Source organism: Rhodococcus sp. P4_C10, assembly GCF_056402135.1.
The window spans coordinates 90,946-108,608 of sequence record NZ_JBFUHZ010000004.1; the positions used below are offsets into that span (position 1 = coordinate 90,946).

Sequence of the window (17,663 nt, forward strand, 5' to 3'; positions counted from 1 at the left end):
GCGCCACATGATCACACGACCGACGCGCCCTGTGAGCCTGATCGACGTCGCCAGCTACCTCCCCGGCCCCCCGGTCGGCGCCGACTACTTCGCCCGGTACGCCCGCTCGGACCGGATGGCGCAGAACGTCATGTTCCGGGCCCCCACCCACCGCCACCACGTCGGCGCGGGCGAGTCGGCCGTCGACATGGCCGAACGTGCCCTCACCCCGCTGATCGACCGCCACGGAACGGTGGCGATCGCGGGAATCGACGTGCTGCTCACGCACACCCAGCTGCCGGACCTGCCGGTGCTCGGCTGTGGCGCCGACCTGGCGCGGCGGATGGACATGACCCCGAAGTGCATCCTCGACCTGCACAACGGTGGCTGCGCCGCGTTCGTGTACATGATCGACCTCGCCCGGACCATCCTGTCCACCAACTCCACCGCGCACACGGCGCTGATCGTGACGGTGCAGAACAGCGCCGGTCAGGTCTTCACCCAACCCGATGTCCGCCCGCTCGCGCAGGCGGCGGTGCCCGGCGACGGCTGCGGAGTCGGGCTGATGTGCATCTCGGATCAGGCCCCGGTCCTCGACGTCGAGTGCCGCCACTACCCGCAGTACGCCGGGGACATGACCGCCGCGATCGACCCGCCCCGCAAGTACTGGGAACCTGGCACCGGGCAACTGCGAATTTCCTTCACCGAATCGAAGGTCACCCGGGTCTTCGCCCGCGGCAACCGTCTGGTCCCCGAGGTGGCACACGCGGTCTGCGATCACATCGGCGTGAGGTCCACGGAGGTCGACACCTTCGTCACCAACCAGCCGAACCGGCTGTTCCTGCGGAACTGGCGCGACGCACTGGAACTGACCCCGGCGCAGCACCCGGACACGTTCGACTCCTGCGGGAACCTCTTCGGCGCCGCGATCCCGGTCACCCTCGACGTGGAGAACCGGGCCGGCCGGATCCCGAGCGGATCGCTGGTCCTGCTCGCCGGATTCGCGCACGCCGGTGACTTCGCTGCCGCCGCCGCGATCCGGTGGGGCGCACAACCCCACGCCGCCCAAGGCTGAGAACGAATGACTCCCTCACCCGCGGCCGCGCCGGGTCACCGGTGATCAGCGCTCGATCAGCGTCAGGAGCTGATCCGCCGCGGCCGAGGCCCCGTCGGTGGCGCGGATTCGGGCGCCGAGCGCGGCGGCCCCAGCCCGGTAGCTCTCCACCCGGAGGAGTTCGTCGAGGGCGTCTCGAATCTGACGGGGGTGCGCCGTCTTCCGGAGCACCTTGCCGGCCCCCGACGCGGCCACCGTCTTGCCGATCGTCGGTTGGTCGGTCAGTGGGGACATCGGCAGGATCAGCATCGGCAGGCCGTGCGCGAGGGCACGGAAGGTGGTTCCATGGCCGCCGTGCCCGACCACGACGGAGCACGTCGGCATCAGTTCGTTGTGCGGAATATAGCGGTGGACAGTGGTATTCGCGGGTGTGCGCAGTCCTGTCGGATCGACCGCGGGACCGGTCGTCACCACCAGCTCGACATCCAGACTCTCGACGGCGTCGAGGATGTTCTGCAAGACTCGGCGCTGGCCCGGGAACCCGCCCGTGCTGAGGCTGGCCAGCACCAATGGCGGAACACGGCCCACCGCTGGGCCTTTCGCATCGTGCACCGCACCGGTCCACACCAGATTGCCGTCGTGGGCCCGTCTGCCCGCCGGGTCGAGCTCGCGGTCCGAGCACACCAGTGCCAGGTCGGCCTGCCGCCAGAGGCGGTGCGGTCGCAGTCCCCTGAGCCGGGCGCCGATCCCGAAGGGGCTGCGTGGGAGCATCTCGTCCAGGCACCCGAAGAACGTGGGGAACAGGGCGACATGGCGCAGGCCTTCCCGCGCCGCCGCGTCGAGCGCATTGAACAGCATGCAGTCGATCACCACGAGGTCGGCCGGGTCCTCCCGCACCGTGTCGAGCAGGTCCTGCCCGATCCCGGGGTTCGTCATCACAGCGAGCATCCCGGTGACCAGCTTCCACGTGCCGTGGATTTCGTGCGGAGTCCACGGGGGCGAGTTCCGATAGGCCCGGAATTCCAGTCCGGCGTTGTCGACGGTGATGCGAAGCGCCTCGTGAGCGAGGGCACGAACGCGGTTTCCGCGGCGCAGGAGCTCTCGGCCGATTCTCAACGTGAGCGGCACGTTTCCGCCGCCGTCGAGCGTGACGAACAGAATGTCGGGCACGGCACCACCTTCATGCGTCCGGACGAGGCCGCATCACACAGATCCTGCACCGGCGAACCAGCCGTCCGGCCCGACCGGAGAGTTGTAACGCGGCAGGTGATGGGTGAAGAACAACTGCGCAACGAGTTCCTGGCGGCTGTTGACCCCAATCTTCGCGTAGATGCTCTTGAGGTGGTCTTGCACCGTGTACGGGCTGACGAAGAGCCGATGCGCGACCTCGACACGCGTCTTGCCGGCAAGGATGTGGTCGAGTACCTCCGCCTCCCGGGACGTCAGGCCGTGAATGGCGGCCAGCAGCGAGACGATCTCCGCGGGTCCGGCCGGTTCCAGTGTGACGGCCACGCGCCCCGCCGGACCACGGCCGTCGAGCTTCCCGGCCCGGACGACGACCCATTCCCCGTCGATCGTTCGGGCCCGCGTGACAGCGGCCGCCGCGCCCGAGTTTCGCAAGCGCTCCGCCGCGAACAGGATGGGAACCATCCGGGTTTCGCACTCGTCGCTCATCCGATCCAGGTATGCCAGCGCCGGTGCCGTCGCCGACTCCACCTCGTCGTCCTGCCCGAGGATCACAACCGACGGACCACCCGGTACCTCCGCCGGCACCCGAGGCGCTTGCCGGATCAACGACAGGCGAAGCCCGTCGCCGATCGCGCGGACAGCACCGGCGAGAAGCCGTACATCCTCGCGGCTGAACCGCCTTCCGGGGCCGCGCATCACCGTCCCGCAACCCCAGCAGAGCCCGTCGCGCCCGCGAAGGACGAACCGCATCTCATCGTCTATCCCCAACGGCTCGAGGATCTCGACGTAGGGCAACGTGGAACGGAGATCCCCGTCGACGGCATCGCGAATCGTCTCGACCCCGACAGGATCGCGGGCGAGCTTGCCGATGGCGTTCCCGTAAGGCGGCGGGCCGTGTGCCAACCGGGCGGCAGTCTCGACGGCACGACTCGGCACGGAGTCGACGCCAATAGTCGTCTGTGACGTCGGCAGCAGCGTCGCCGGATCGACCGTTGCGATGAGGGCGACGTCGTAGGGGATTCGGGCGCGAATCGCGTCGAGAACCGCGTGCCGGAACTCGATGCTGTCGGCGGATCCCTGTGCCGCGTCGCACACACTCGAGCGCAGCGGTTCGACCTTCCGCACCACGGTCATGTCCCCAGTATGCGCTGGCCGAAACCGCGCGCGATACCCCCCAAGTGTGGGATCGGTCGAAGTGCAGGACCGCCACGCACCGAGATTAAATGGGCACCTGACCTGCCCGAATGTGAATTCTCGTCCGGCGCGAACCCGCCGAAGAAGGCAAGCAGTTCTCGCTGTTCGAGCAGATCAACGGACGTGGAACCGTCATTCGCAGGCGCCCCTACTACGCGACCGCCTACCCGCAGGACTCCACGGCCGGACCCGGCCTCCCGTTAAAGATCGAACCAAAGAACGATGTTGAAATATTTCCCAAGCAATTGAAGCCAGTTTGATTCAGTTCCCAAAAGAAGGATCGGCAATTAATTGCAGATCTTTCAACGGCTTAAAATTGACCTTCTATTTCGAGGATAATTCCTCTCCATGACGCCTCCACCTGCAGCGATGGCGTCAACGCGGCCTCGATGGGCAATTCTCGAGAATTCGCGGACAACGGCACCCACGTTGCGCTAGCGTCATGTCGGCAAGCGCGGGGTGCACGCCGCGGAATGCAATCGGCCAAATTACGAATTTCCATCAGGTCATATCTGTGCCAATTTCACAGCGAATAGGAGCAATCATGAACGACCCTCTGACCCAGTCCGGTGCCGAACTCTACGGCGCGATCGTCGACGAGATGCCGGACGAGGAATTCACCGACGACTACCCGGCCGAGGCACTGCTCGTCGTGGCCACCACGCTCCAGGCGAAGGTGTGCAAGGACCTCACCGCGGTGGTCGACAACGAGCGTGACGAACTCATGCCGTCCGACCCGAACTGGTTTGCCGACAGTGGCTTTCAGATGACAGTGAGCATCGGGCAGTACCGAAGGCTGATCGAGGAAGCAGTGTCCGTCGCCGTGCTGGCCAAGATGGGCCGGGGCAACTCGGCCTGGCACGTACTCGAGGGCATGGGCAAGCAGTTGGTCAACCTCGCCGTCACTGCACTGAATCCGGAGTGGGCCGTCACCCGGGCGAGGATCGCCATTGCCTCGTCGACGGAAATGGTCGCGTTCGCACACCGCCGGTCCTGCCGAATCAATCAGGCGGACCTGGGACTCGAACTGGCACTCATGGGCCTCGACAGCCCCACGGCCCCGGAGAAGGAGCCCGCGAACGACACCCTGTCCAGCACTCTCGCCATGATCGAAGTCGCGAGAAAGGCGATGGTGGAGTCCCTGCCGCCGCGAGACTTGGACCCGCGTTTCACTGGCTACTCAGAGCCCGACGAAGCGTCAGAGCTGTTGTGGCAGAAGACAACCAATCTCATGCTCTTCGCAACCGAGTTGCTCGAGCGGGTGATGCGCGATCTCTGCCCGGACGATCCCTCATGGGAGGGCATCTTCTCGGGATTGTGGGCCGCAGTCACCGACGTCACCACCGACATCACCGCCGCGCGGCACCGTCTCGACAACGCCGCCTGAACATCGTCCACCCACGGCCTGCTCGGCAAGGGCCGCAGCGCCGTCCGGCCCACGGCGCCCGGCGCGCCCGGCCGTCCGGCCCCGGGCTCCTGGCTCCTGGCTCCTGCCGGACACGACGACCTCGCCGCGGCTCGAGAACGTACGACTCGCTCAATCCGTACGGATTCGGCGTGTCGTACGTTTTCCGCGTTTCGTACGTTCTCGGCGTGTCGTACGTTTTGGAATACGCCCGACTGTCATGCGCGGGCGGCGCACGCACCACCCCCCTCACCCGACGATCACCACGTGCAGGTTCCGGGGGCCGTGCACCCCCTCGACCCGTTCGAGTTCGATGTCCGAGGTCGCCGACGGCCCGCTGATCATGGTGGTCGGGCGCTCGGGCACCAGCCGCGCCAACGCCTCCGGCACCCCGACCTCGACGCTGGCCAACGCGACCACGCACACGTGCACGTCCGGCACCAGGGTCAGCGCCCGCCGGCCCTGATCGGGGCTGCCGTCGAGGAAGATGGTCCCGGTCTCCGCGCACGTCACCGTCGAGGACGTCACCACGGCGTCGAGCGTCGACAGCTCCGGCGCCGGCACGTCCGCCGAGTCCACCACCACCTCGCCGCCGAACGAGGCCAGCCACGACTCGTCCAGTCCCGCAGGCACTCCCACCCGCGTCGCGCCGAGTTCGGTGAGCACCCCGGCCAGCACAGACGCCAACTCCCCCGCCTCGCACGTGTGGACCTGCGCCTTGTAGTCGACGAGCCGGTCCACCAGCAGGGCTCGGCGCTGCTCGTCGGGCATGGTCCGGCCGGTCCGGTACCCGCGCGGGATCTCCAGCGCCGCCGGCGGCGCCAACGTCAACGCGTCCCGCACCCGCGCCAGCATCACCTCACGTGAACTCACGACCGCCCCTCCCGTCGCGCGGCCTCGATCTCCGCGCGCCCCTCTTCGGAGTCCCACCACTGCCGGAAGGTCTGCTTCGGCGGCGCCGGGATGTCGCGGGTGGCGGTCCACCCGCTGAGCGGCGGCGGCAGGGTGGAGATCCTGCCCTTCTTCCCCGCCAGCAGCCGACCCAGGCCGACTGCCTTCTGCGCCGCGGTGAACCGCCGAGCCTTCGTCATCGCGTAGGACGCGGCCTTCATCGCGGCGGCCTCGACGCCGAAACCCGACTGCTCCACCTTCTGGTGCCGCAACTCCACCAGCAACGACGGGATGTCGATCTTGACCGGGCAGGCGTCGAAGCACGCCCCGCACAGGCTCGACGCGAACGGCAGCGTCGAGTTCGGGTCGTCGGCGCCGTCCATGCCGGCGAGCTGCGGGGTCAGCACCGCGCCGATCGGCCCCGGATAGGTGGAGCCGTAGGCGTGCCCGCCGGTGCGCTCGTAGACCGGGCACACGTTCAGGCACGCCGAGCAGCGGATGCAGTGCAGCGCGGCGCGGCCCACCCGATCCGCCAGCGCGGCGGTGCGGCCGTTGTCGAGGAGCACCAGGTGGAAGGCCTGCGGGCCGTCGCCGGTGCTCACGCCGGTCCACAGCGACGTGTACGGGTTCATCCGCTCGCCCGTCGACGAGCGCGGCAGCAGCTGGAGGAACACCTCGAGATCCCGGTACTCCGGAACCACCTTCTCGATGCCCATCACCGTGATCAGGGTCCGCGGCAGCGTCAGGCACATCCGGCCGTTGCCCTCCGACTCGACCACACCGAGGGTGCCGGTCTCGGCGATCCCGAAGTTGGCCCCGGAGATCGCCACCGGCACCGTCATGAACTTGTGCCGCAAGAACTTCCGGGCGGCGGCCGCGAGGTGCGCCGGGTCGTCGTCGAGATCAGGGTCCACGTCGGCCATCTCGCGCAGGAAGATCTCGCGGATCTCGGCGCGGTTCCGGTGGATCGCCGGCACCAGGATGTGCGAGGGCTTGTCGTGGCCGAGCTGCACGATCAGCTCCGCCAGGTCTGTCTCGTACGCGCGGATGCCGCGGGCCTCGAGGTGCTCGTTGAGCGCGATCTCCTGCGTCGCCATCGACTTGACCTTGATCACCTCGTCGGAGCCGGTCGCGCGCACCAGCCGGGTGACGATGTCGTTGGCCTCGTCCGCGTCGGCCGCCCAGTGCACGACGCCGCCGCGCGCGATCACCGCCGCCTCGAGTTGCTCGAGCAGCTCCGGCAGCCGGTTCATCACGTCGGTCTTGATCGCGGATCCCGCGTCCCGCAACGCCTCCCAGTCCGGCAGCTCCCCGGTGACCGCGAGGCGCTTGGCGCGGATCGTGTGGGTGGCCTTGCCGAGGTTGCGGCGCAGCTGGGCGTTCGCCAGCTCGTGGTGCGCGGCGGCCGGGAACGTCTCGGTGCCGCGCAGGAACCCGGCGCCCCTCGGCGCGCGGGGCGGGAACGGCGGCAGGCCGAGCGCGACACCCCTCATGCCGTCACCGGCCCGACCGACGCCAGGATCTCCGCGAGGTGCACCGTCCTGGTCCCCATCTGCAGCCGGGACATGCCGCCACCGATGTGCATCAGGCACGACGAGTCGCTGGCGCAACAGAACTCGGCGCCGGTGGCCGCGACGTTGCGGATCTTGTCCCCCAGCATCGCCGTTGACGTCTCCGCGTTCTTGATCGCGAACGTGCCACCGAACCCACAGCACACGTCGGCCTCCGGCAGCTCGACGAGGTCGATCTCGCGGACCGCCCGGAGCAGGCGCAGCGGCTTGTCGCCGACCCTCAGCATCCGCAGCGAGTGGCAGGTGGGGTGGTAGGTGACGCGGTGCGGGTAGTGGGCGCCGACGTCGGTGACCCCGAGCACGTCGACGAGGAGTTCGGAGAGCTCGTAGGTCTTCGCCTTGACGGTCTCGACCCGCCCGCACAGGCCGACGCTGCCGTAGCGCTCGGCGACGATCTGGTGCTGGTGGCGCACCGACCCCACGCAGGAACCGGACGGGGCGACAACCGCGTCGACGGAACTGTCGCCGAAGTTCTCGGCGTAGTTCTCCACCAGCGGGAGCGCGTCGGGCTGGTACCCGGTGTTGACGTGCATCTGCCCGCAACAGGTCTGCCCCGGCGGGAACACCACCTCGTGTCCGAGGCGGGTGAGCAGCAGGGCTGTGGCCTTGGCCGCGTCCGGGAACATCGTGTCCCCGATGCAGGTGGCGAACAGCGCGATTCGCATGCGGTACTCCGGAGTCGTCGGGTGCCTTCCGCCCACAGTAGGTCCGGAGCCCACCGTCGTGCAGGCCGACGCGGCGCACGGGCCCGGGTCCAGCAAGTTTCCCGCGACGCGGGACCCCGCCTCCCACCGCGACGCCCGAGAGGTCATGATGACGGAAAGGGTTAGCGATATTAACTAGTCACGAGGTACCTCAGATGAGCGAAGCTACGGCCATCGGCGATGGCATCTTCCAGATTCCCGTTCCCATGTCCCACAATCCCCTGGGCAACACCCTTGTCTACGCGATGGAGTCCCCCGGCGGGCTGGTCCTGGTCGACACCGGCTGGGGCGACGACGAGGGCTGGCAGGGCCTGACCTCCGGCCTCGAGTCGATCGGGCACTCGGTCTCCGAGGTGGAGGGCGTGGTGCTCACCCACTTCCACCCCGACCACACCGGCCTCTGCGGGCGGGTCCGGGAGGCGTCCGGCGCGTGGATCGCCATGCACGAGTCGGACCACGACATGTTCGAGAAGATGTCGGAGGGCCGCAACCAGGAGTGGATGGACTACCAGCTGGCGAACCTGGCCCGGGCCGGCGCGGAACCCGAGGACCTCGCCGCGTTCGAAGAGGCGTCGGGCGGCGACGCGCCGGTCGGCCCCGAGGCCGCACCCGACCGCAAGCTCGAGGACGGCGAGGTCATCGCGCTGACCGGCCGCGGGCTCCGCGCGGTGTTCACACCCGGTCACACGCCGGGCCACGTGTGCTTCTACCTCGAGGACGCCGACGTGATGTTCACCGGCGACCACGTGCTGCAGAAGACCACCCCGCACGTCGGGAACTTCGTCTACCCGCTCGAGGAGCGGGACGGCCTCGCCGAGTTCCTGGACTCGCTGCGCCGCGTGCAGTCGATGGACGTCACCCGGGGCCTGGGCGCGCACGGCCTGCCGATCGACGACGTCGCGGGCCGGGCGGTGGAGCTGATCGAGCACCACGAGGAGCGGCTCGACCACCTGTACGAGGCGTTCGCCGACGACCAGATCACCGTGTGGGAGGTGGCCCAGCGGATGAAGTGGTACCGGCCGTGGACGGACTTCCACCCGATGGCCAAGGGCATGGCGCTGTCCGAGGCGGCCGCGCACCTGCGGCACCTGGTGACCCGCGAGCAGGTCGCGCAGGTGCCGGGCACCGAGCCCGCGCTGTTCGTCGCGCGGCGGTAGCCGCTGCGCCGATCCATGGCGCATCACTGCCAAAGCGACGAAGATCGGAACTGTAGGTCCTTCGAGGGCGTGGTCGTCCCACGCCCTCGACCGGACGGACGTCCTCGGGGGCTTCCGTCCCCGGAGACAGGAGTCCGCAGTGAGTGATCCCGCAACCCCGACCGCCTACCCGGAGGTCGACCAGGCCCTCACCGACCTGGTGGAGGGCGAGAAGACCTGGGCCGGCCTGCCCCTGAGCGAGCGCCGCAGACTGCTCGACCGGGTGCGGGAGCTCACGGTGGCGAACGCCGCCGACTGGGTGGCCGCCGCGGTCGCGATCAAGCGGCTCGACCCGGACTCCCCGCTGGTCGGCGAGGAATGGATGTCCGGCCCGTACCCGATGGCCACCTCGCTCACCGCGCTGTCGTCGAGCCTCGCCGCCCTCGAGTCCGGCGCCAGCCCGCTCGCCGACGCCGACTTCGGCACCGCCCCCGGCGGCCGCACCACCGTCCGGGTGCTGCCCCGCAGCATCTTCGACCGGTTGCTGCTGAGCGGGTTCAGCGCCGAGGTGTGGCTGCAGCCGGGCATCGACAAGGCGACGGCCCAGCGCGACGCCGGACTCGCCGAGCTGGACCCGACCCGGACCAACGGCGTCGGCGTGGTGCTGGGCGCCGGGAACATCACCTCCATCGCCCCGCTCGACACGCTGTACGAGCTGATCGCCCACAACCGGGTGGTCGCGCTCAAGCTGAACCCGATCACCGACCCACTGCTGCCCGTGCTGGAGCGGGTGCTCGAACCGCTGGTCTCGATCGGCGTGGTCCGCCTGCTCACCGGCGGCGCGGACGTCGGGACGTACCTGACGCGGCACCGCCTCGTCGACCACGTGCACATGACGGGCAGCGCGCTCACCCACGACGCGATCGTGTTCGGCACCGGGGAGGACGGCGCGCGCCGCAAGGCCGCCGGCGAGCCGGTGCTCGACAAGGCCATCTCCAGCGAACTCGGCGGGGTGTCGCCGACCATCGTGCTGCCCGGCGAGTGGAGCCGGTCCGACATCGAGTTCCAGGCCGAGCACGTCGCGACGCAACGCCTGCACAACGGCGGCTACAACTGCGTCGCGGCGCAGGTGGTGGTGCTCTCGTCGGCATGGCCCCAGCGTGACGAGTTCGTCGCGGCGCTCCGGAAGGCCGTCGACCGCGCCCCCGCCCGCGCGCCCTACTACCCGGGCAGCGACAGCCGGGTGGCCGCGGCGACCGAAACCTTCCCGCGCGCCGAGAAACTGGGCGAGCGCGGCGGCCGGGTCCTGGTGAGCGGTCTGCCGCCGGACGAGTGCACCCCGCTGCTGCAGACCGAATACTTCGCCCCGGTCCTCGGGGTGATCGACCTGCCGCACGACGGCGCCGAGTTCGCCACCCGCGCAGCGGAAATGGTCAACGACCAGTTCGTCGGCACGCTCGGCGTCAACATCATCGCCGAGCCCGGCACCATCGACGCGATGGGCAACGGATTCGACTCGCTGCTCGAGTCCCTGCGGTACGGCACCATCGCCGTGAACGCCTGGACCGGCGTCGGGTACCTCACCGCCACCGCGACCTGGGGCGCCTTCCCCGGCCACACGCTCGACGACGTGCAGAGCGGCATCGGCGTGGTGCACAACGCCCTGCTCATCGACAGCCCGGAGCGCACGGTGGTCCGCGGACCGTTCCGGCCGTCGCCGCGGTCGTTGCTGCACCGCGAGGCGTCGATCTCGCCGAAGCCGCCGTGGTTCGTCGGCAATCGCACCGCCGCCCGCACCGGGCGACTGCTGACCGGCTTCGCGGGCGCGCCGTCGTGGACCAAGCTGCCGGCGATCTTCGCGTCGGCGCTGCGGGGCTAGCTGCAAAGTGGATAGACGGTTCTCCCCAGTACTTCTCGAAGTGGAGGCCAACAAATGAACAGCGAGAAGTCGGTCGCCGACTACGTCGTGGTCGGGGCGGGGTCGTCCGGCGCCGCGCTGGCCGGCCGGCTCAGCGCCGACCCGCACAAGGACGTCGTCCTGCTCGAGGCCGGGCCGCCGGACAAGAACAGATTCGTCCACATCCCCGCGGCCTTCTCGAAGCTGTTCCGCAGCGAACTCGACTGGGACTACCTGACCGAGCCGCAGCCGGGCCTGGGGGGCCGCCGGGTCTACTGGCCGCGGGGGAAGATGCTCGGCGGGTCGTCGTCGATGAACGCGATGATGTGGATCCGCGGTTTCGCCGCCGACTACGACGAGTGGGCCGACCTGGCCGACCGGTCCTGGGCCTTCCACAACGTCGTGGAGTACTTCCGCCGGATCGAGAACGTCGAGGGGACGGCGTCCGTCGACGCCGGCACCTCCGGACCGCTCTCGGTGAGCCGGCAGCGCAGCCCACGCCTCCTCACCGCGGCGTTCCTCGAGGCCGCGCGCGAGTGCGGGTACCCGGTGGAACGGGCGAACACCGCTCGGCCCGAGGGCTTCTCGCAGACCATGGTGACGCAGAAGCGGGGCGCCCGGTGGAGCACCGCCGACGCCTACCTGGTGCCCGCACGCCGACGCCCCACCCTGACGGTGCTCACCGAGGCCAAGGCCACCCGGGTGATCTTCGAGGGCACGGCCGCCGTCGGGGTGGAGTACCAGAAGGACGGCGCGCGCCGCACCGTGCGGGCCCGCAGGGAGGTGGTCCTCGCGGGCGGCGCGATCAACTCGCCGCAGCTGCTGATGCTCTCCGGCATCGGCGACGAGCAGCACCTGCGCCGGCACGGGATCGCGGTGCGACACCACCTGCCGGAGGTGGGGCGCAACCTCGCCGACCACCTGGTCTCGATGCTCGGCTACCGCGTCGAGGCCGACTCGCTGTTCGCCGCCGAGAGGCTCCCCGAACTGGCGAACTACCTGGCCCGGCGGCGCGGGATGCTCACCTCGAACGTCGGCGAGGCGTACGGGTTCGCCTGCAGCCGTGAGGAACTCACGCTGCCGGACCTGGAGATGATCTTCGCCCCCGCCCCGTACTTCGACGAGGGCCTGGTGCCGGCCACCGGGCACGCCGCGGTGATCGGCACGATCGTGCTCAGGCCGCAGAGCCGCGGGGAGATCACGCTGCGGTCGGCGTTCTCGGAGGACAAGCCGGTCATCGACCCGCGCTACCTCAGCGACGCCGGCGGCGCGGACCGTCGCGCGATGCTCGAGGGTCTGCGGCTGTGCACCGCCCTCGCCGCGGCCCCCGCGCTGAGGTCCCGGCTCGGCGTGATGGTCCGGCCCGACCTGCCGGCGCACACGCCCCTCGACGAGGTGCTCGCGGTCGCGCTCGAGCGGAACTCGCACACCCTGTACCACCCGGCGGGCACCTGCCGCATGGGCAAGGACGACGGCAGCGTCGTCGACCCCCAGTTGCGGGTGCGCGGCGTGGACCGGCTGCGGGTGGCGGACGCGTCGATCATGCCGACCCTCATCCGCGGCCACACCCACGCGCCGTCGGTAGTGATCGGGGAGAAGGCGGCCGACATGATCCGGGCGTCGGCCTGACACGAGTCCCTTCGGAACCCTTCCTAAATAGTTGGACGTCCTATAATCTGGCGCGCATGAGCATGGACCCGCGCACCAACACCGTCGACGGCGTGCTGCGCCGCTCGGCCGCCAAGTTCCCCGACCGCACGGCGCTGACCTTCGACGGTCGCAGCTGGACCTACCGCGAGCTCGACGCCGCGGTGACCCGCGCGGCCGGCCACCTGCTCTCGCTCGGACTCGAGCACGGCGACCGGGTCGCCGCGTACGGCACCAACTCCGACGGGTACGTGATCGGATTCCTCGCCTGCGCGCGGGCGGGACTGGTGCAGGTGCCGGTCAACTACGCGCTCAAGGGCGAGGAGTTGCGCTACCTGGTCTCGCAGTCCGGTGCCCGGGCGGTGCTGGTCGACCCCGCGCTCTCCGGCACCCTGGACTCGGTGCGCCCGGACCTCGCCGTCGAGCATGTGCTCGCGCTGCGTGACGCGGACGGATCACTGGTCGCGGTCGGCAGCGGCGGCGAGGTGCCGGAGCTGCCGCAGCAGGCCTCGTCGACGGACCTGACCCAGCTGCTGTACACGTCGGGAACCACCTCGAAGCCCAAGGGCGCCATGATGACCCACGGTGCGCTCGTCCACGAGTACGTGTCGTCGGTGATCGCGCTGGGCCTGTCCGCCGACGACAACCCGCTGATCTGCATGCCGCTGTACCACTCGGCGGGCATGCACGTGTTCATGATGCCGTACCTGTCGGTCGGCGCGACCGTGAATCTGATGGCGGCACCGGACATCCCGGAGATCCTGCGCCGCATCGAGGCCGACCGGATCGGGTCGCTGTTCCTCGCGCCGACGGTGTGGGTGCCGCTGGCGAACCACCCGGACCTCGACACCCGCGACCTCTCGTCGCTGAAGAAGGCGCAGTACGGCGCGTCCATCATGCCGGTGACGGTGCTGAACCGGCTGCGCGAGAAGTACCCGGATCTCGGGTTCTACAACTGCTTCGGGCAGTCGGAGATCGGGCCGCTCGCCACGGTGCTCGGCCCCGAGGACCACCAGGACCGGCCGTCGTCCTGCGGGCGTGCGGTGTTCTTCGTGGAGACCCGGGTGGTGGACGCCGAGGGCAACGACGTCCCCGACGGCGTCGCCGGCGAGGTCCTCTACCGGTCGCCGCAGCTGTGCCAGGGCTACTGGGAGAACCCGGAGGCGACGGCGGAGGCGTTCCGCGACGGCTGGTTCCACTCCGGCGACCTGGTCACCCGTGACGCCGAGGGCTTCATCACGGTGGTGGACCGCATCAAGGACGTCATCAACACCGGCGGGATCCTCGTCGCCTCACGCGAGGTCGAGGACGCGATCTACACGCACCCCGCGGTCGCGGAGGTCGCGGTCATCGGCACCCCGGACGAGAAGTGGATCGAGGCGATCACCGCGGTCGTGGTGCTGCGCGAGGACGGCGAGGTGACGTCCGAGTCGCTGATCGCGCACGTCAAGGAGCGGATCGCGCCGTTCAAGGTGCCCAAGCGGGTGGTGTTCGTCGAGGAGCTGCCGAGAAACCAGAGCGGCAAGCTGCTCAAGCGGGAGCTGCGGACCGTCCGGTCCTGACCGTCCGCGACGGGCCTGCGCGGAAACGGCGCAGCCGGCGGGGACCGTGTGGGAGGGTGGCCGGACGAAACCGGAAGGGGCAGCCGTGAGCCGCACGATCGTCCGCAAGGTCGGCATCGCCGCGGCAGTGTTGGCGATGGCCACCGGGCTCAGCGGTTGCCTGGCCCCCGGCACGCCCCCCGGCTGGTCGAGCTACACCATCGAGCGGGGCGCGCACAGCGCGACGGTGGGCAGCCCCGCCGGGGTTGCCGGCCCGCTGGCGGGTTGGGTCAGCCCCGGCGGGGCCTCGCGGACGTACGACTTCGTGCTGACCCCGACGGCGGAGTACGTGCTCACCGCGCCCACCCAGCCCGAGGACCAGTTCGACTGGAACAAGCTGCCCGGCTTCTCGGACTGCGGCGACATCGACCTGGCACGCAACGGCGCCATGTTCGGGTGGCGGTGGCGTACCGACACCTCGCCCCGCGTGCTCGAACTGGTGCCGTACGCCAATGCCGACGGCGTGCACCAGTACCCGGACAGCGCGCTCGTCACCCTCTCCCACGACGACCTCGCGGCCAATGCGCCGCTGCGGTACTCGATCCAGATCGACGGGTCCGTCTACCGTTTCGCCGTCGACGGCACCATCCGCGGCCGGGACATCCACGCGACGGCCATGCTGCCCCGGTCCTGTCCCGCCAACCCGACCAGCACCGGCAAGTGGTACGCCGGGTTCTACTTCGGCGGCACGTCCACCTCCCCGTCGCAGATGTACGCCTACGTGCGCGAACCCGCCGGCGGCGCGGCTCCCGGCGAGACCGGCGGGAACGGCTCCGTTGGCTCGAGCGACCCGGTCAGCGAACAGATCGAGGCCACCCGACTCGTGAGCTAGCGCCGGATTTGAAAACGCAACAGCTCCCCGCCCCGGAATCCGTGGCCGGCGAACCGACTCACCGAGAGTGCGTGAGGGAGCGGCTGCGACGCCACGTCGCATCGAACATCTCTCTCGCCGACCGGCATTCGACGGTCATTCGTCTCCCACCGGCCCCTGGACCGATTCGGACGTCCCTGACGTTGGCCGCCTCGGCCGAGAGCACGTACGCGACGGGTCCGGCGACGTCCTCGACGGTCTGCGGGCGCTTCATCGGGATGAGCTGGTCGACCATCCCGCCGAAGATCGGGCGAGTCCCCGAATCCAGGAGGAAATCCGATGTCTGTCAACGCCACTCACCATGACGATGCTCGTGTGGTCGATCCGATCCGCCCGCAACTGACCGGTCCCGAGATCCTCCAGCACGCCGGCCGCGACTCCGGCGATCCCTGACAGCACGCCCTCCGCATCACCGACCCGAACCGGAGACGGAGTCCGCGACGGGGCGCGATGCCTGCGCGACGACGAACAGGAAGAGCCCACAGGCGATGACGAGAAGCCAGGCGGGGCCTGACGCATGTGCGAATTGCGCCGGACCGACGCCGGAGACAATGCTGCCTGCGACGGCGATACCGACCGCCGCCCCGAACTGGCGAGCAGTGGACGTGATCGCGCCGGCGACACCGGCGCGATCCGGCGGGAGCCCACCGACCGCGGTGTTGGTGATCGGGGCATTGGCGAAACCGAAACCGATGCCGATGAGCAGATAGGCCGTCAGGAGCCATATGACTCCGGTGCCGCTGTCGAGAGCGAGAAGCAACAGTCCCCCGGCCGTGATGAAGCCGCCGGCCAGCGCGAGGGGTGGTCGCGGTCCGAGGCGCCCGACCAGGTGGCCCGACAGTGGTGCACACACGGTCGCCCCGAGGGCGAGGGGCAGGGTGGCCGTGCCGGCGGCCAGTGGCGTCAATCCGCGGGCATGTTGCAGATACAGCGTGTTGATCAGCAACGTCACGTTCAGCGCGACGAACACCGCCACCGCCCCCACCACCGCACTGGTGAAGGCCGGCCTGCGAAACAATTGCAGATCCATCAACGGCTCGGGTCGGCGAGATTCGAGCCTGACGAACGCGACTGCCGCACCGGCGACGCCGGCGTACGCGGCCAGCGCCGCCGGCGAAGCCCAACCGATTCGCGGCCCCTCGATCAGCACGCCGACGGACACACCGACAATGACCGCGAGCAGGGCCTGACCGGGGACGTCCAGGCTCCGGGGCTGCTGCGCTCGCGACTCCGGCACGAACACCGCGCTCAGCACCAGAGCGGTCACGATGATCGGCGCGTTGATCCAGAACGCCGCTCGCCAACCCCAAACCGAGATGAGCGCACCACCCACGACGGGCCCCACCGCCATGCTGAGCCCGAAGACCGACGCCCAGACACCGATGGCCCGTGCCCGCTGCTTCGGATCGGAGAACGCATTCACGACGATTGCAAGGGCCACGGGGCTGAGCATCGATCCGCCCGCGCCCTGAACAACGCGGGCCGCGGCGAGCGCGCCGAGCGAAGGGGCGAGTGCGCAGGCAAACGAGGCGACCGCGAACACCGCCAATCCCAGTTGGAACACCCGCCGTCGTCCGAATCGGTCGGCCAGCGCCCCGGAAGAGATCAGGAGGCCGGCAAGGGCAAGGGTGTACGCATCCACGATCCACTCGAGGCTGCGCACGTCCGCGCCCAGGTCCTGCCCGATCGCGGGCAGGGCAACGTTGACGACTGTCGTGTCCATCCCCACGACGAACATGCTCGAACAGCAGACCGCCAGCACCGTCCACTGTCGACGCGGGCTCAACCCCGGTGGGGCGAGGAGTGTCGTCTCGTTCGTCATCTGCCGTACCCGGCGCTGTCTGTCCATCCCCGAATGGTCGCGGCGTGGCCCTCCGACGGCCCAGTGATTTTGCGAAGACCGCAAAATGGTGGTCGTGGACGGCGACGTGGAACGGATCATCGACGACATCGGCCCCCGGCTGCGCAGGCTGCGCAACGACCGAGGCCTCACCTTGGAGTCCCTGTCGGCCGAGACCGGGATCTCCGTCAGCGCGCTGTCCCGGCTCGAGTCCGGCAAGCGCCGGCCCACCCTCGACCTGCTGATTCCGCTCGCGCGCGCACATCGCGTCGCGATCGAACAGCTGATCTCCGCGCCTGCCACGGGAGATCCCCGTGTCCACCTCACCCCGATCCGCAAACGCCGCGGCACCACCCTGGTACCGCTGACGCAATTTCCGGGCCGCGTGCAGGTGTTCAAGGAGGTGCTCGCCCCCCGCGAGCCGAAGCTGGTGACCCACGCCGGCTACGAGTGGCTGTACGTCCTGGCGGGCGAACTGCGCCTCATCCTCGGTGAGCGCGAATTCATCCTTCGCCCAGGCGAAGTCGCCGAGTTCGATACCAGTGAGCCGCACTGGTTCGGCCCCGGGGATTCGAACGCAGTCGAGATCCTGCACCTGTTCGGACCGCGGGGCGAACAGGCTGTCGTCCGCACGTGATCACCAGCCGCCCCCACCCCCGAGGCCGAATTCCACCGCGCCGATCGC

Annotated in this window: 14 protein-coding genes; 8 read left to right on the top strand and 6 right to left on the bottom strand. The window is 69.6% G+C overall.

Annotated features, from left to right (window positions below; translation table 11 throughout):
• Positions 1 to 7 precede the first annotated feature (7 nt).
• Positions 8 to 1,054, top strand: coding sequence for a 3-oxoacyl-ACP synthase III family protein (locus AC1DWC_RS03270; RefSeq protein ID WP_477906113.1), 1,047 nt, complete (start codon positions 8 to 10; stop codon positions 1,052 to 1,054).
• Between the two features lie 45 nt (positions 1,055 to 1,099).
• Here AC1DWC_RS03270 and AC1DWC_RS03275 read toward each other — a convergent pair whose 3' ends face one another.
• Positions 1,100 to 2,203: a glycosyltransferase gene (locus AC1DWC_RS03275; RefSeq protein WP_477906115.1), complete on the bottom strand. Its 1,104-nt coding sequence runs from the start codon at positions 2,201 to 2,203 to the stop codon at positions 1,100 to 1,102.
• A 33-nt stretch (positions 2,204 to 2,236) separates the two neighbouring features.
• Positions 2,237 to 3,355, bottom strand: coding sequence for a helix-turn-helix transcriptional regulator (locus AC1DWC_RS03280; protein ID WP_477906117.1), 1,119 nt, complete (start codon positions 3,353 to 3,355; stop codon positions 2,237 to 2,239).
• A 604-nt stretch (positions 3,356 to 3,959) separates the two neighbouring features.
• Between AC1DWC_RS03280 and AC1DWC_RS03285 the strand changes: the two genes are divergently transcribed.
• The gene (locus AC1DWC_RS03285; protein ID WP_477906119.1) at positions 3,960 to 4,802 is read left to right on the top strand and encodes a hypothetical protein; all 843 of its coding nucleotides are present in this window, start codon (positions 3,960 to 3,962) and stop codon (positions 4,800 to 4,802) included.
• A gap of 267 nt (positions 4,803 to 5,069) precedes the next feature.
• On the opposite strand, the gene AC1DWC_RS03290 is transcribed toward AC1DWC_RS03285, so the two are convergent.
• Genes AC1DWC_RS03290 through AC1DWC_RS03300 form a run of 3 tightly spaced genes read right to left on the bottom strand, consistent with a single transcriptional unit; the run spans position 5,070 to position 7,947 of the window.
• On the bottom strand, positions 5,070 to 5,693 hold the full coding sequence (locus AC1DWC_RS03290; RefSeq protein WP_477906121.1) for a LutC/YkgG family protein: 624 nt from the start codon (positions 5,691 to 5,693) through the stop codon (positions 5,070 to 5,072).
• The gene (locus tag AC1DWC_RS03295; RefSeq protein WP_477906123.1) at positions 5,690 to 7,204 is read right to left on the bottom strand and encodes a lactate utilization protein B; all 1,515 of its coding nucleotides are present in this window, start codon (positions 7,202 to 7,204) and stop codon (positions 5,690 to 5,692) included. Before AC1DWC_RS03295 ends, AC1DWC_RS03290 begins: the two co-directional genes overlap by 4 nt.
• Complete coding sequence (locus AC1DWC_RS03300; protein WP_477906125.1) at positions 7,201 to 7,947, bottom strand: (Fe-S)-binding protein; 747 nt, start codon at positions 7,945 to 7,947, stop codon at positions 7,201 to 7,203. The genes AC1DWC_RS03295 and AC1DWC_RS03300 overlap by 4 nt, the downstream gene beginning before the upstream one ends.
• Positions 7,948 to 8,141: 194 nt before the next feature.
• Here AC1DWC_RS03300 and AC1DWC_RS03305 point away from each other — a divergent pair, with 194 nt between their 5' ends.
• The 5 genes from AC1DWC_RS03305 (at position 8,142) to AC1DWC_RS03325 (ending at position 15,099) form a co-directional block, all read left to right on the top strand.
• Entirely contained in the window at positions 8,142 to 9,143 is a 1,002-nt protein-coding gene (locus AC1DWC_RS03305) for an MBL fold metallo-hydrolase (protein ID WP_477906127.1), read from the top strand.
• Positions 9,144 to 9,282: 139 nt separating this feature from the next.
• Complete coding sequence (locus AC1DWC_RS03310; protein ID WP_477906129.1) at positions 9,283 to 11,001, top strand: aldehyde dehydrogenase family protein; 1,719 nt, start codon at positions 9,283 to 9,285, stop codon at positions 10,999 to 11,001.
• 54 nt (positions 11,002 to 11,055) lie between these two features.
• The gene (locus tag AC1DWC_RS03315) at positions 11,056 to 12,648 is read left to right on the top strand and encodes a GMC family oxidoreductase (protein WP_477906131.1); all 1,593 of its coding nucleotides are present in this window, start codon (positions 11,056 to 11,058) and stop codon (positions 12,646 to 12,648) included.
• A 56-nt stretch (positions 12,649 to 12,704) separates the two neighbouring features.
• A complete protein-coding gene (locus AC1DWC_RS03320) occupies positions 12,705 to 14,228 on the top strand; it encodes an acyl-CoA synthetase (protein WP_477906133.1) in 1,524 nt (507 codons plus the stop codon).
• A gap of 85 nt (positions 14,229 to 14,313) precedes the next feature.
• Positions 14,314 to 15,099, top strand: coding sequence for a hypothetical protein (locus AC1DWC_RS03325; protein WP_477906134.1), 786 nt, complete (start codon positions 14,314 to 14,316; stop codon positions 15,097 to 15,099).
• A 448-nt stretch (positions 15,100 to 15,547) separates the two neighbouring features.
• Here the strand turns inward: AC1DWC_RS03325 and AC1DWC_RS03330 are convergent, their stop codons facing one another.
• A complete protein-coding gene (locus AC1DWC_RS03330; RefSeq protein WP_477906136.1) occupies positions 15,548 to 16,900 on the bottom strand; it encodes an MFS transporter in 1,353 nt (450 codons plus the stop codon).
• Positions 16,901 to 17,054: 154 nt separating this feature from the next.
• Here AC1DWC_RS03330 and AC1DWC_RS03335 point away from each other — a divergent pair, with 154 nt between their 5' ends.
• Positions 17,055 to 17,615 (top strand): helix-turn-helix domain-containing protein, encoded by a 561-nt coding sequence (locus AC1DWC_RS03335; RefSeq protein WP_477906138.1) that lies wholly within the window; start codon positions 17,055 to 17,057, stop codon positions 17,613 to 17,615.
• The last annotated feature ends 48 nt before the right edge of the window (positions 17,616 to 17,663 follow it).

What these genes read in the sequence shown, in the direction of transcription:
- AC1DWC_RS03270 (WP_477906113.1), top strand. Translation starts at nt 8, where the DNA reads ATGATCACACGACCGACGCGCCCTGTGAGCCTGATCGACGTCGCCAGC.
- AC1DWC_RS03280 (WP_477906117.1), bottom strand. Translation starts at nt 3,355, where the DNA reads ATGACCGTGGTGCGGAAGGTCGAACCGCTGCGCTCGAGTGTGTGCGAC.
- AC1DWC_RS03285 (WP_477906119.1), top strand. Translation starts at nt 3,960, where the DNA reads ATGAACGACCCTCTGACCCAGTCCGGTGCCGAACTCTACGGCGCGATC.
- AC1DWC_RS03295 (WP_477906123.1), bottom strand. Translation starts at nt 7,204, where the DNA reads ATGAGGGGTGTCGCGCTCGGCCTGCCGCCGTTCCCGCCCCGCGCGCCG.
- AC1DWC_RS03300 (WP_477906125.1), bottom strand. Translation starts at nt 7,947, where the DNA reads ATGCGAATCGCGCTGTTCGCCACCTGCATCGGGGACACGATGTTCCCG.
- AC1DWC_RS03305 (WP_477906127.1), top strand. Translation starts at nt 8,142, where the DNA reads ATGAGCGAAGCTACGGCCATCGGCGATGGCATCTTCCAGATTCCCGTT.
- AC1DWC_RS03315 (WP_477906131.1), top strand. Translation starts at nt 11,056, where the DNA reads ATGAACAGCGAGAAGTCGGTCGCCGACTACGTCGTGGTCGGGGCGGGG.
- AC1DWC_RS03320 (WP_477906133.1), top strand. Translation starts at nt 12,705, where the DNA reads ATGAGCATGGACCCGCGCACCAACACCGTCGACGGCGTGCTGCGCCGC.